The 12,931-nt window shown below is 70.7% G+C and carries 15 protein-coding genes; 8 read left to right on the plus strand and 7 right to left on the minus strand.

Annotated features, from left to right (window positions below; all coding sequences use genetic code 11):
* Positions 1-57: 57 nt before the first annotated feature.
* Positions 58-1,827 carry a GAF domain-containing sensor histidine kinase gene (locus ABKA17_RS43595; protein ID WP_353697971.1) on the plus strand — a complete coding sequence of 590 codons (1,770 nt, stop codon included), beginning with the start codon at positions 58-60 and terminating at the stop codon, positions 1,825-1,827.
* Between the two features lie 105 nt (positions 1,828-1,932).
* Here ABKA17_RS43595 and ABKA17_RS43600 read toward each other — a convergent pair whose 3' ends face one another.
* On the minus strand, positions 1,933-2,142 hold the full coding sequence (locus ABKA17_RS43600; protein ID WP_353697972.1) for a universal stress protein: 210 nt from the start codon (positions 2,140-2,142) through the stop codon (positions 1,933-1,935).
* 264 nt (positions 2,143-2,406) lie between these two features.
* On the opposite strand from ABKA17_RS43600, the gene ABKA17_RS43605 reads away from it, so the two are divergent.
* The 6 genes from ABKA17_RS43605 (at position 2,407) to ABKA17_RS43630 (ending at position 6,287) form a co-directional block, all read left to right on the plus strand.
* Positions 2,407-2,766, plus strand: a complete 360-nt coding sequence (locus tag ABKA17_RS43605) for a zinc ribbon domain-containing protein YjdM (protein WP_353697973.1) — start codon at positions 2,407-2,409, stop codon at positions 2,764-2,766.
* 165 nt (positions 2,767-2,931) lie between these two features.
* Positions 2,932-3,270, plus strand: a complete 339-nt coding sequence (locus ABKA17_RS43610) for an ArsR/SmtB family transcription factor (protein WP_353697974.1) — start codon at positions 2,932-2,934, stop codon at positions 3,268-3,270.
* Positions 3,270-5,003, plus strand: coding sequence for a SulP family inorganic anion transporter (locus ABKA17_RS43615; protein WP_353697975.1), 1,734 nt, complete (start codon positions 3,270-3,272; stop codon positions 5,001-5,003). The genes ABKA17_RS43610 and ABKA17_RS43615 overlap by 1 nt, the downstream gene beginning before the upstream one ends.
* Positions 5,000-5,407, plus strand: coding sequence for a pyridoxamine 5'-phosphate oxidase family protein (locus ABKA17_RS43620; protein ID WP_353697976.1), 408 nt, complete (start codon positions 5,000-5,002; stop codon positions 5,405-5,407). The genes ABKA17_RS43615 and ABKA17_RS43620 overlap by 4 nt, the downstream gene beginning before the upstream one ends.
* Positions 5,407-5,832, plus strand: coding sequence for an ATP-binding protein (locus ABKA17_RS43625; RefSeq protein WP_353697977.1), 426 nt, complete (start codon positions 5,407-5,409; stop codon positions 5,830-5,832). Before ABKA17_RS43620 ends, ABKA17_RS43625 begins: the two co-directional genes overlap by 1 nt.
* A gap of 47 nt (positions 5,833-5,879) precedes the next feature.
* Positions 5,880-6,287 (plus strand): STAS domain-containing protein, encoded by a 408-nt coding sequence (locus ABKA17_RS43630; protein WP_353697978.1) that lies wholly within the window; start codon positions 5,880-5,882, stop codon positions 6,285-6,287.
* A gap of 248 nt (positions 6,288-6,535) precedes the next feature.
* Here the strand turns inward: ABKA17_RS43630 and ABKA17_RS43635 are convergent, their stop codons facing one another.
* Positions 6,536-6,721 (minus strand): hypothetical protein, encoded by a 186-nt coding sequence (locus ABKA17_RS43635; RefSeq protein ID WP_353697979.1) that lies wholly within the window; start codon positions 6,719-6,721, stop codon positions 6,536-6,538.
* Between the two features lie 214 nt (positions 6,722-6,935).
* On the opposite strand from ABKA17_RS43635, the gene ABKA17_RS43640 reads away from it, so the two are divergent.
* Complete coding sequence (locus ABKA17_RS43640) at positions 6,936-7,286, plus strand: ArsR/SmtB family transcription factor (RefSeq protein ID WP_353697980.1); 351 nt, start codon at positions 6,936-6,938, stop codon at positions 7,284-7,286.
* A 159-nt stretch (positions 7,287-7,445) separates the two neighbouring features.
* Here the strand turns inward: ABKA17_RS43640 and ABKA17_RS43645 are convergent, their stop codons facing one another.
* The 5 genes from ABKA17_RS43645 to ABKA17_RS43665 all read right to left on the minus strand — a co-directional run bounded on the left by ABKA17_RS43645 (position 7,446) and on the right by ABKA17_RS43665 (position 12,603).
* Positions 7,446-8,021, minus strand: a complete 576-nt coding sequence (locus ABKA17_RS43645) for a hypothetical protein (RefSeq protein WP_353697981.1) — start codon at positions 8,019-8,021, stop codon at positions 7,446-7,448.
* A 171-nt stretch (positions 8,022-8,192) separates the two neighbouring features.
* Positions 8,193-8,531, minus strand: coding sequence for an ArsR/SmtB family transcription factor (locus tag ABKA17_RS43650; protein WP_353697982.1), 339 nt, complete (start codon positions 8,529-8,531; stop codon positions 8,193-8,195).
* 5 nt (positions 8,532-8,536) lie between these two features.
* On the minus strand, positions 8,537-8,722 hold the full coding sequence (locus tag ABKA17_RS43655; RefSeq protein ID WP_353697983.1) for a hypothetical protein: 186 nt from the start codon (positions 8,720-8,722) through the stop codon (positions 8,537-8,539).
* 175 nt (positions 8,723-8,897) lie between these two features.
* Positions 8,898-11,561 (minus strand): bifunctional acetaldehyde-CoA/alcohol dehydrogenase, encoded by a 2,664-nt coding sequence (adhE, locus tag ABKA17_RS43660; RefSeq protein WP_353697984.1) that lies wholly within the window; start codon positions 11,559-11,561, stop codon positions 8,898-8,900.
* A 316-nt stretch (positions 11,562-11,877) separates the two neighbouring features.
* Positions 11,878-12,603 (minus strand): CBS domain-containing protein, encoded by a 726-nt coding sequence (locus ABKA17_RS43665; RefSeq protein ID WP_353697985.1) that lies wholly within the window; start codon positions 12,601-12,603, stop codon positions 11,878-11,880.
* Positions 12,604-12,931 lie beyond the last annotated feature (328 nt).

Genomic DNA, 12,931 nt, shown 5'->3' on the forward strand with positions numbered 1-12,931 from the left:
CGTGGCATCAGGCCACAATGGTGGGCCGTCGGTGTGAAGGGACTTGGAGGATCATCGGTGGGACGCTCCGAGGACGCCCGGGAGGCCCGCGTACGGCTGCCCCAGCTGAGGCTGGACGAGTTGCTGGAGGAACTCCAGGCCCGTCTGGACGCGGCCCGCGGCACCCGCGACCGAGTGCACAGCCTCCTGGAGGCGGTGCTCTCGGTCGGCCGCGAACTCGACCTCGAACAGGCACTGCGGAGCATCGTCGAGGCCGCCGCGGCACTGGTGGATGCCCAGTACGCGGCCCTGGGCGTGATCGATCCGGACGGGAAGCTGCTCTCGGCCTTCCACACGGTCGGGGTCACCGACGAGCAGATCGCTGAGATCGGCCCCTTCCCGGAGGGGCACGGCATCCTCGGCGAGCTGATCCGGCATCCCGAACCGCTGCGCCTGGCGAAGCTCTCCGAGCACCCGGCTTCCTACGGCTTCCCGCCGAACCACCCGCCGATGAACACCTTCCTCGGCGTCCCCATCCGGGTACGCGACCAGGTCTTCGGCAACCTCTACCTCACCGAGAAGCGCGGTGGCGCGCAGTTCGACGAGGAGGACGAGTCGGTTCTGTCCACGCTCGCCGTCGCCGCCGGTGTCGCGATCGACAACGCCCGCCTGTACGAGGAGTCCAGACTGCGCGAGCGCTGGCTGCGGGCGAGCGCGGAGATCACCCACAGCCTGATGTCCGGCGGCGATCGTGGCATGGTCCTCGGCCTGATTGCCGACCGGGCCCGGGAGATCACGGGCGCGGCGCTGGCCGTGGTCGCGGTGCCGATGGAGGACACCGATTCGCTCACGGTGGAGCTGGCCATGGGGCTGGAGGCGGAGGCACACCGCGGGCTGGTCCTGCCCGTCGACGACAGTCTGATCGGCCGGGCCTTCGCCGACGCCGCTCCCGTCTCCAGCCCGGACGTCTCGCGCGAGGAGCGCGGTGAGAGAGCCGGCCGTCAGGATGACGCAGGAGCAAGGAACCCCGCCAATCCTGCGCGCTTCACGGGGCTGGGCCCGGCGGTGGCCGTTCCCGTCGGCTCCGGCGAGGACGGCGTACGAGGTGTCGTGCTGCTGGTCCGGGAAGCCGGTCAGAGGGTGTTCTCCGAGGACGAGACCGAGCCGCTGCAGGGCTTCGCCGCGCAGGCCGCGATCGCGATGGAACTGGCGGAGCGCCGCCGGGACGCCGAGGAGATCGCCGTCCTGCAGGATCGTGACCGCATCGCCCGTGACCTGCACGATCTGGCGATCCAGCGGCTGTTCGCCACGGGTATGACGCTGCAGAGCGCAGGGCGCTTCATCGAGCACGAGGAGGCCTCGGAGCGCGTCCTGCGGGCGGTGGACGACCTGGACGAGACCATCAAGATCATCAGATCGACGATCTTCGGGCTGCGCTCCCATGAGGGTGCCGTCGCCGGACCCGGTCTGCGGGCGCGGGTGGTGCGCATCGTCGGCGAGGCGGCGCAGGTGCTCGGTTTCGCACCCAGCGTGCGGATGGAGGGCCTGCTGGACACCCACGTGTCGAAGGGGATCGCCGACCATCTGGTGGCCGTCCTCTCCGAGGCCCTGACGAACATCGCGCGGCACGCCCACGCCGGCCGCGCGGACGTGGCGCTGGAGACCGACGGGCGTGAGGTGCGGCTGACCGTCTCCGACGACGGCGTGGGCATTCCGCCCGAGGGGCGCCGCAGCGGCCTGCGGAACATGGCGGAACGGGCTCAGCAGTTGGGTGGGGACCTGGAGTTGACCAGCTCATCCGACGGCGGCACCACGCTGGTGTGGGCAGTGCCGGTGGAGGAGCAGTAAGGACCGGTTCGGGGTCTGGCGCGGGGAGGCCCCCAAGCCCGTCCGTCGAGGCACGGGGAGGGGGTCGTGACCCTTGCCCGGGCCATCTGCCGGCGCAGGGGCGACTCACTCGTGGGGAACGATCGCGACCGGGCAGCGGACGTGATGCATCACCGCGTGCGCGACCGGACCGGTGTGCGTGCCGATCCTGGCAGGGCGGATCTTGCAGCCGACGGCCAGCAGACCGGCGTCCTTCGAGGCGTCGAGCAGCTGCTGTGCCGGACGCCCTTCCTCGTCAGCGCGCGGACGTCGACGGCGGGGTACTTCTCCCGCCACGGGGCGAGCACCGCGACCAGTGCCTTCTCGGCGGATGCCTGCACCGCCTTGCGCGCCTTCGCCTGGACCGCGTTCTGCATGTACGGCAGCCGCCACGCGACACCACCCGCAGCGGCACGGCACGCATGGCCGCTCCGACCGTCACAGCCGCATGTGCGAGTTCAGTCAGGGCTGTCCCGATGCCGGGCCGATCATCGATCCGCGGTGCTGGAGTTCTGCACCGCGTCTGCCGAAGAGGTGCGGTCGCTGATCTACCCTGACGGGATGATCGAGAATCTTCCTCCCTGCCCGAAGTGCTCCTGTGAGTACACCTACGAGATGAACGCCCTGGTGGTCTGTCCCGAGTGCGGCCACGAGTGGGTCCCCGTCGAGGGTGGCGCCGAGGACGGGGACGTCACCGGCGAGCGAGTCGTCAAGGACTCCGTCGGGAACGTGCTGCGGGACGGCGACTCCGTGGTCGTCGTCAAGGCGCTCAAGGTGAAGGGCAGCCCCTCCGGTATCAAGGCCGGTACCAAGGTGCGTGGCATCCGGCTCGTCGACGGGGTAGACGGCCACGACATCGACTGCAAGATCGAGGGCTTCGGGGCGATGCAGCTCAAGTCCAGCGTGGTCAAGAAGGCCTGAGCCTCCTCCCCCCTCAGGCGGCGGGAACGTCAGGGGAGTGATCCGATGCGGAATTGCAAAATTTCGCAATTGGTTAGATGCTGTGTTGGTTGCACTCGCAGATGGCAGCGAGCACAACCTTTCGCGTCCGCCCCCGCCGGGGCCCGCAGGGGAAGTCGAGGGGCCGTGTCCGTTCCGCTGTACCAGGCCAAGGCCGAGTTCTTCCGGATGCTCGGGCATCCCGTACGGATCCGCGTGCTGGAGCTGCTCCAGGAAGGGCCGCGACCGGTCCGGGAACTGCTCGCGGCGATCGAGGTGGAGCCGTCCGGCCTGTCCCAGCAGCTGGCGGTGCTCCGGCGCTCCGGGATCGTCACCGCGACCCGGGAGGGCTCGACCGTTGTCTACGAGCTGGCCGGCGGCGACGTCGCCGAGCTGATGAGGGCCGCCCGCCGGATCCTCACGGAGATGCTGGCCGGGCGGAACGAGCTGCTGGGCGAGCTGCGGGACGCGGCGGTCGCGGCGTGATGACCTCGCGGAGGGGCCGCGTCGGGGCGCGGATCGTCTCGTTGCTGCCTGCCCGGGCCGACCTCGCGGCGATGGGCCGTGCTCCCCGGCGGGATCTGCTGGCCGGGCTGACGGTGGCGATCGTGGCGCTGCCGCTCGCGCTCGGCTTCGGGGTGTCCTCCGGGCTGGGCGCGCAGGCGGGTCTGGCCACCGCCGTGGTGGCGGGCGCGCTCGCCGCCTTCTTCGGTGGATCGAACCTTCAGGTCTCGGGGCCGACCGGTGCGATGACCGTGGTCCTGGTACCCATCGTGGGCGAGTTCGGTCCGAGCGGTGTCCTCACGGTCGGGCTGATGGCCGGCGTGATGCTGGTCGCCCTCGCCGGGTTGCGGGCCGGGAAGTACATGCAGTACGTGCCGGCGCCCGTGGTCGAGGGGTTCTCGCTGGGTATCGCGTGCGTGATCGGGCTCCAGCAGGTCCCGAACGCGCTCGGTGTGCCCAAGCCGGAGAGCGACCGGGTGCTGGTCGTGACCTGGCGGGCGTTCGAGGAGTTCGCGCACACCCCGAACTGGACGGCGGTCGCGCTCGCGGTCGGCGTGGCCGTGGTCATGCTGGGCGGTGCCCGCCGGCTGCCGACCGTGCCGTTCTCCATCGTGGCGGTGATCGCCGCGACGATCGTCGCCCAGACCGCCGGGCTGGATGCGGCGAAGCCGATCGGTGACCTGCCGGCCGGACTGCCCACGCCTTCGCTGTCCTTCCTCGAACTCGGCTCTGTGGGCACGCTGCTCGCCCCCGCGGTGGCGGTCGCCGCGCTGGCCGCGCTGGAGTCCTTGCTGTCGGCCTCCGTCGCGGACGGCATGACGGTGGGTCAGAAACACGACCCGGACCGGGAGCTGTTCGGCCAAGGGCTGGCCAACCTCGCAGCTCCGCTGTTCGGCGGGGTGCCGGCGACCGGCGCGATCGCCCGCACCGCGGTCAACGTCCGAACCGGCGCGGCCTCGCGGCTCGCCGCCCTCACCCACGCCGCGATCCTGGCCGTGATCGTCTTCGCGGCGGCACCGCTGGTCTCGAAGATCCCCCTTGCCGCACTCGCGGGCGTGCTGCTGGCCACGGCGGTTCGCATGGTCGAGGTCGGCTCGCTGCGGGCGATGGCGAAGGCCACCCGGTCCGATGCGCTGATCCTCGTCCTGACCGCGCTCGCCACCCTGGCCCTCGACCTGGTCTACGCCGTCATCATCGGTCTCGCCGTCGCGGGCGCCCTCGCCCTGCGCGCGGTGGCCCAGCAGGCGCGCCTGGACCAGGTTCCGCTGGACCGGGGCGACCACAGCGCCGAGGAACACGCGCTGCTGGCCGAGCACATCGTGGCGTACCGCATCGACGGCCCGCTGTTCTTCGCCGCCGCCCACCGCTTCCTGCTGGAGCTGACCGAGGTCGCCGACGTACGCGTCGTGATCCTGCGCATGTCCCGTGTCTCGACGATGGACGCCACCGGCGCCCTGGTCCTCAAGGACGCCGTGGAGAAGCTGAAGCGGCGCGGCATCCTCGTTCTGGTCTCCGGGATCCGGCCCGGCCAGCGTCAGGTCCTCGACTCGGTCGGCGCTCTGGAGCTGCTGCGCCACGAGGGCCGGGAGTACGACACCACCCCCGAGGCGATCCGGGCTGCCCACAACCACCTGGAGGCGGCCGGCGTCCTCCCCGCCCTTCCGGCCCAGCAAATCCGCACTCCGAGCACCTCCGGCGAGGAAGCCCTCCGATGAGCACTCCCCCCGTCACTCATCGCATGGTCGAGGTCTCCGGAGCGGAGGCCCTGTGGCTGCTGGAAGGCAGCAGCCTGGGACGACTGGTGTACATGCAACGGGACCTGACAGTGGTGCGGCCCGCCCGCCACGCGTGGGAGTACGGCCGCCTGGTCGTGCGTACGCCGGTCGCGGCTGCGGCGGTGCCCGCGACGGCGTCGTACCAGGTGGACGAGATCCGTGCCGTGGCCGGTACCGGCTGGACGGTCACGGTCTCGGGGCCCTCCGAAGTGATCACCGATCCCGACGAGGCCGCTCACCACCGGCGCACCTTGACCGGCTGGAGCCACGGACCGCACGACACCCTCCTACGGATCCACCCCAAGACCGTCGTCGGCTTCCGCCTCGCCCGCGCGGAGGCGTGATGTCCGCGCAGCTCGAAGCCCTGCCGCACCGACATGTGCTCATCCTGCCCAGCGAACCGTCCGCCGTCCGCTTCGCCCGTGAGACAGCGGAGCTGTCCCTGGTCGAATGGGGGATCGGCCTGCGTCACTCGGCCGTGGGCCCGGCTCTGCTGATCCTGAGCGAGCTGGTCACCAACACCGTCCGGCACGCCGCCGTCCTCTCCCCGCAGCTCACGGTGATCTACGCGGCGGGCCCGGACTGCCTGGCTTTCGCCGTCCACGACCGTCACCCCTACCAGCCTCCTCTGTACGGATCGGTGACCGGCGCCGGTGCGGGCGGACTCGGCACCGTCATGGAGCTCGTCCTCGGCCTCGGTGGCACCGCGGTCGTCCGCGCGGACGCCGACGGCAGAGGCAAGAGCATCTGGATCACCCTCCCTCTCTGACCGGACGGTGCACCGACCCGGCCCTCGTCGCAAGGAAGTTCAGCCTCATGACCATCGACTGGCGCTATACCGTCGAGGAGAACCTCGGCATCCTCTCCGTCGCCGGATACCTCGGCCCGGACGCCGTCCGCCGTTTCACCGGCGCGGTCGGCTGGGCTCTGGCCCGCGGTACCGGACCGGTCATCGTGGACCTGACCGAGCTGCGCAGCTGGTCGACCGAAGGCCAGCTGGCCATCACCGAGGCCGCACGGCGTCTCGCGGAGGCCGGCCGCAGCCTGGAGCTGGCCGCGATCCCCGCCGACGGTTCCCTCGTCCCTGCCGCGGACTGCCCGCCCCTCCCGATTCACGCGGATCTGGCGGCCGCGCTCGCCGCACATCACACGGAACAGCAGCCGGTGCAGGGCCGTCACGAGTGGCGCACCACCGGGTGGCCGGCCGGAGGCCTGTTCTCATAAAGGGCAGTGCTCTGCGTCGACGAGAACGAGGTTGCCGGAGGCCGATGGCTGAGGCGTCTTCGTCTGTGGCGATCGCCAGTGCCACGGGAGTTCAGCTCCGACACCAGGGTGCCCGCCGGGATCACGGCGACGGGATGCTCGGGGTGCGCAACCAGGCGATGGCGACGCTCACGGCCGTGGTGAACGACAGCACGTCGACCACGACCAGGCGGGCCGCCTCCTTGGCCGGCCGGTCCGCTCCGCGCGGGTCAGCTCCGGTCGGGTTCTGCGGCCGACCGTACGGCACGGCCGCCGAAGGACAGCTTGAGCAGGCTTTCGTGGCCGCACCGCGGGCAGCGGCCGTCCGCGCCGACGGCGGTGGGGTGGCACTTGAGGCGGCAGTCGGGGCACTTCAGCCAGGGGACGCCGGTGCCGCGCAGCGGGGTGATCCTCACGCGCTCCTCCTCGCAAGACTTCAGGAGTTGCTAATGTTAGCAACTCATTAGGTCGTCATCGCTGGATTCGGATGGTCCGGTTCCCCGGTGCGGGTTCGGCGTGGCCGTTGCCACAGGCGAGGATGGGTCGTATGTGTGTGACGAGTGGGTGGATGCGATGCGCGAAGGCCAGGCCGGTGCGACCGTGCTGTTGGGTCGGGGAGGCGACGGCACGATGAGTACGCCGCTGTACCAACTGAAGGCCGAGTTCTTCAAGACGCTCGGCCATCCGGCGCGCATCCGGGTCCTTGAACTGCTGAGCGAGCGCGAGCACGCGGTCGCCGAGATGCTCCCCGAGGTCGGCATCGAGGCCGCTCACCTGTCCCAGCAGCTGGCTGTGCTGCGCAGGGCGAATCTGGTCGTGACCCGCAAGGAGGGTTCGGCCGTGTACTACTCGCTGACGAGCCCGCACGTCGCGGAGCTGCTCCGGGTGGCGCGGACCATCCTGTCCGGGGTGCTGGCCGGGCAGGCCGAACTGCTGGCCGACCTCCAGGCCGCGCAGGGGGAGGGGAAGCCGCCGTCATAGCGACGGCTCTCGATCGGCGGCCGCCTCCCGGGGAGTTGAAAGCGCTCCGTGGTGCCGGGAGGCGGCCGCCTTCATCGCCGGGTCAAGCCGAGCAAGGCATCGCAGAAGTGCCGTAACGCCACTCGCCGGACGGCCGATCGGGTCACTGCGAACCTGCCCTCACCGTCGCAGGGAGGGGCCATGGGGCTGTGGCGCAAGATCCGCACCACTGGGAGGGTGGTCGAGCCGGCTCACGGGTCGGCGCGGCGCCCGGCTGGCGTCTTCGCACTCGGCGCCGTGCGGCCAGAGCACTTCGACATCGACTCCGTGACTGCGTGCGAAGGCCACCAGGTGCGCCGTCGCGTCCCGGCTTGTCGACGGCGATCCGTCCCAGATCGCCAGCACGCGGGCGCAGGACCGGAGCAGACTCTCGTCGGCGGTCACGCACGAGCCGCGGCTGCCGGGATCGTATTCCAGCAGCCGCACCTGCTGTGACAGCAGCAACAGCTCACCGGTCGCCCTACGGTCGGGTTCGGTCAGGTGTGCGGGGACGCCGTTGTGTGAGGGCAGCACGGTCACCAGGGTCAGCCCCGCCGTGCGCGCGGCGCGGCCGAACGCGAGTGGGATCCCCTGACCGGCGCGGACGAGCCCTGCCCTGCCCGCCCGGGCGAAGTCGGCCAGGCGGGAACGCAGTTCCTCTTCCAGCAGCGCGAGTGTGGGCGCGGTGAGATCGGGATGCCCCACAACAGCGATCACTTCTGGTTGTCCTCTCTCCCCGGCAACGTGTACGGAGCAATGGCCTCCGGGGAGCTGAGGCTGCCGCGGAGCATGGTTGATCATCACCGGGCGTACGTACGATGCTCCAGAGCCACTTGGGGGCGAGATCGGGTCCGGTGGGCCCTGGCCGAGGGCCCTTCCTCGCAGTGCTCACCGCGTCGTTTCCGTCCGCCGCAGTTCGTCCAGGAGGTCCTGCTGCCCGGCCAGCAGGACGGACAGGATTCGCCGAGCGGCGCCGAGCAGTTCGGCGACGTCACCGCCGGCCAGTTCGTAGACGACCGTCGACCCGGTGCGGGTGGCGGTGACGATCCCGGAGCGGCGCAGCACCGCCAGCTGCTGGGAGAGGTTGGACGGCTCGACCTCGATGCCGGCCAGCAGGTCGCGCACCGGCTTCGGCCCGTCCTGGAGCAGCTCCAGCACGCGGATGCGCACCGGGTGCCCGAGCATCCTGAAGAACTCCGCCTTCGCTTCGTACAGCGGAACCGGCACGTCGATCACCCCTCGCCCGGTTCGAAGTCATCCACGTCGACGCCGTGCCACCGTGCCACGCGCAACGCGTCGTCCAGCTCGTCCTGCGCCACGGCCGCCGCATAGGCGTCCTCGTCCTCCATGGCAGCCGCGAGCGCGGCGCGTGCCGCGCGCACCCGCTCCCGTGCGGCCTCGACGAACTCGCCCACCACGGACCTCCCCCTGGGATCTGCCTGACAATGCAACTAGCCAATTGAAGAACTCTTCAAGTCTAGTTGACAGAGACTGGCCGGAAGGTGTCGCACGTCGGTAGGCGGCCGACCGGCTGGACGCGATGGGCGTCCTGGTGCGCCGACGGCGGCGAATCGCCTCGCGCGGAGGCCGCCCTCAGCGCTCGGCCGCGACGCCGGGCCGGCCGTAGTAGGCCGCGCGCATGAGCTGCTGCATGTCGTCGAGCATCGGCATGCGCGGGTTGGCGGGGGCGCACTGGTCCTCGTAGGCGTTGAGGGCCTGCTGAGGCAGCGCGTCCAGGAAGGCCTGCTCGTCGATGCCCAGGGCCTGGAAGGCGGGCTCGATGCCGACGGCGTCGCGCAGGCGTTCCACGGCGGCGGCGAGGGATTCGACCCCCTCGGCCGGGGTGGCGGCGGGCAGGCCCAGAGTGCGGGCGATGTCCTGGAAGCGCTCGGGGGCGCGGTAGTGCTCGTACTTGGGCCAGCCCGTGAGCTTCGTCGGGGTGGTGCCGTTGTAGCGGATGACGTGCGGGAGCAGGACCGCGTTGGTGCGGCCGTGCGCGATGTGGAACGTCGCGCCGAGGGTGTGGGACATGGCGTGGACGATGCCGAGGAAGGCGTTGCCGAAGGCCATGCCGGCGATGGTGGCCGCGTTGTGGACCTTCTCGCGGGCGTCGGGGCGGGCGGCCCGGTCGTTCACGGCGGCTTCGAGGTGGTCGAAGATGAGCCGGACGGCGTGCAGGGCGGGGCCGTCGGTGAAGTCGTTGGCGTAGACGGACACGTACGCCTCGATGGCGTGGGTGAGGGCGTCGAAGCCGCTGTCGGCGGCCAGGGCCGGCGGCAGGTCGTCGGTGAGCAGCGGGTCGACGATGGCCACGCTGGGGGTGAGGGCGTAGTCGGCCAGTGGGTACTTCTTGCCGGTGGCGGGGTCGGAGATGACGGCGAACGGGGTGACCTCGGCGCCCGTGCCGGAGGTGGTCGGGATGCACACCAGACGGGCGCGCTCGCCCAGGACGGGGAAGCGGAAGGCCCGCTTGCGGATGTCGGAGAACTTCTGCCGCATGTCCGCGAAGTCGATGTCGGGCTGTTCGTACAGCAGCCACATCACCTTGGCGGCGTCCATGGGCGAGCCGCCGCCGAGGGCGATGATGACGTCCGGGCGGAACTCCCGCATCAGGTCGGCGCCGCGCTGCACGGAGGCGATGCTCGGCTCGGGTTCGACGTTGTCGATGACCTGGACGGTGACCGGTTCGCGGCGGCGTTGCAGGACGCGGCTGACGCGGTCGACGAAGCCGAGGCGGGTCATGGTGGCGTCGGTGACGATCGTGACGCGGTGGACGTCCGGCATGGACTGCAGGTAGCGGATGGAGCCCGGCTCGAAGTAGATCTTCGGGGGGACCTTGAACCACTGCAGGTTGTTGTGGCGGCTGCTGACCCGCTTGATGTTCAGCAGGTTTACCGCCGAGACGTTGTTGGACACCGAGGTGCTGCCCCAGGAACCGCAGCCGAGGGTCAGCGAGGGCAGCAGGCTGTTGTAGATGCCGCCGATGGCGCCCTGGGAGGACGGGGCGTTGACGATGACCCGCACCGTCTTCATGCGCTTGCCGTATGCCTCGGCGAGGGCGCTGTCGCCGGTGTGGATGACGGCGCTGTGCCCCTGGCCGTGGAAGGCGACCATGTCGGCCGCCAGGTCGAAGCCCTGCCGCTGCGTGGCGGCGCGCAGCACGGTGAGCACCGGGCAGAGCTTCTCGCGGGTCAACGGCTCGTCCGGGCCGACCCGTTCGGCCTCGACGAGGATGAGCGAGGTGTCGGCGGGCACGGTGAAGCCGGCCTGCTCCGCTATCCAGGCCGGGCTCTGGCCGACGGCCTTGGCGTTGACCTTGGGTTCGCAGCCGCTGTGGGAGGCGTGGGCGGGAAAGAGGTACGTCTCCAGCTTCGCTTTCTCCTCGGCGGTGGTCAGGTAGGCGTGCAGGGTGCGGAACTCGGCGAGGGTGGCGTCGTAGATCTCGGTGTCCAGGATGACGGCTTGTTCGGAAGCACAGATCATGCCGTTGTCGAACGCCTTGGACAGGACGAGGTCGTTGACCGCTCGGCGCAGGTCGGCGCTCTGATGGACGTAGGCAGGCACGTTGCCGGCGCCGACGCCGAGCGCGGGCTTCCCGGCCGAGTAGGCGGCCTTGACCATGGCGTTGCCGCCGGTGGCGAGGATCAACGAGATGCCCGGGTGGTGCATGAGCACCCGGGTCGCCTCGATGGAGGGCCTCTCGATCCACTGCACGCAGTGCTCCGGCGCCCCCGCCGCGATCGCGGCGTCCCGCACGACGCGGGCCGCCTCGGCGCTGCAGCGCTGGGCGGAGGGGTGGAAGGCGAAGACGATGGGGTTGCGGGTCTTCAGCGCCATGAGCGCCTTGAAGACGGTGGTGGAGGTCGGGTTGGTGACCGGGGTGACGGCGCACAGGACGCCGACCGGTTCGGCGATCTCGACCATGTCCTCGATGTCGTCGCGGGCGATGACGCCGACCGTCCGCATCCTGCCCATGCTGTGGGTGACGTGCTCGCAGGCGAACATGTTCTTCGCGGCCTTGTCCTCGAAGACACCACGGCCGGTCTCCTGCACGGCGAGCAGGGCGAGTTCGGTGTGCCGGTCCAGGGCGGCGACGGAGGCCTTGTTGACGATCTGGTCGATCTGTTCCTGGTCGAAGTCCTCGTAGTCGGCGAGCGCCTTGAGCCCGTTGGTGACCAAACGGTCCACGGTGACGGCGATGTCCGACGGCGCGCCGTCCTGGCCGGTGGTTCGGGGCTGGTCGTCGTGTCGGGTCATGGGGATGCGCCTCCGTCGTCGAGATCGCTGCCGTGTGCGTCGGTCGGGAGCGGCACCGTGAGGGTTCGGCGGCGCTCCCGACACCACCGTCCCCCTGCCCCGGTCGGGACGCCCAGTGCCGACGGTCCCTGGGAGGGGCCTGACCAGTCCCTGTCCGGAGAGGGCCGAACGGGTCCGGAGCGAGAGGACGGAAACGTCTCGCGGGAGCTGGCGGCCGCCATGGTGAGACCGGCGCCGCCATCGGGAACCGTAGGCGCCACGGATGAGTGATACGGCGCCGGCGCCTCGGCCAGGAGCCCCGCTGGAGAGTCGGCGGTCATCGCTCCGGAATCCAGGTGCGCTCGATCCTGCCCGACGGATGCCTCTCGGGCGGGCGGCTGTCGTCGACGCGGTGGGTCAGGCTGTTCATCACGCCGACGACTCCGTCCACCCGCCAGGCCAGCTGGATCACCTGCGGGATGAGGCTGCGGTTCTCCAGTCGCCCTTCCAGGGTGACCATCCCGTCGCGGACGCTGACGATCACGGTGTGGGGCGGCAGCGACATGGCGCGGTCGAGGACCTCGTCGATCACCTCCTGCCGGATCTCGTCGTCCGTCCGCAGGAACACCCGCAGGAGGTCGCGGCGGGTGGCGATACCGATGAGGCGGTCCTCCTCGTCGACCACCGGAAGCCGTTCGACGTGATGGCGTTCCATCACCCGGGCCGCGTCCGCCACGCGCTGCTCCGGGTGCACGGTGATCGCAGGCGTGGACATCAGCTGCTCCGCGCTCGTGCCGCGCGCCTTGGCGGCCGCCGCACGGGAGGAGCGGCGCAGTGCCGGTATGCGGAACCGACGTCTGTCCTCCGGTTCGGCGTGGGCGGCCTGTCGGCGGATCAGGTCGGTCTCCGAGATGACGCCCAGGACTTTGTCGTCGTGGTCGACCACTGGCATGCCGCTGATCCGGTGCCCGTGAAGCAGCCGCGCCACTTCCTTGTACGACATCTCACGGCGGGCTTGGACGACCTCGCTGGTCATCACCTCGCCGACGGTGCGGGTCTTCACCGCTACTGCCTCCTCCACGGATACGAGAGCGTGGAAGAGTCCTGCCCTCCACGGCAGCAGGCCGCTTCGTGGCCTGCTGCGAACATCGGGAGGCCGGACCGCACGGGCGTGAGCGGCCGGACCGGCCGTTGTCGTCCCTTCGGACCGTCCCGGGGAGCCGGCCTCCGATGCCCCTCCAGGCTCTCTCCCGGTGCCATGGCGGGGGAGGGGCCGACCGTCCCATCACGGGGGCCGAAATGCCTTGCTTCCGGCCAGGCGGTCGCCGGTGCGGACGCGTCCGCGGGCCGTCCGCGGTGGCAGGCCCAGGCGGCTGGGCGTGTCTCGGCGT

Source organism: Streptomyces sp. RG80, assembly GCF_040446465.1.
Taxonomy (GTDB): domain Bacteria; phylum Actinomycetota; class Actinomycetes; order Streptomycetales; family Streptomycetaceae; genus Streptomyces.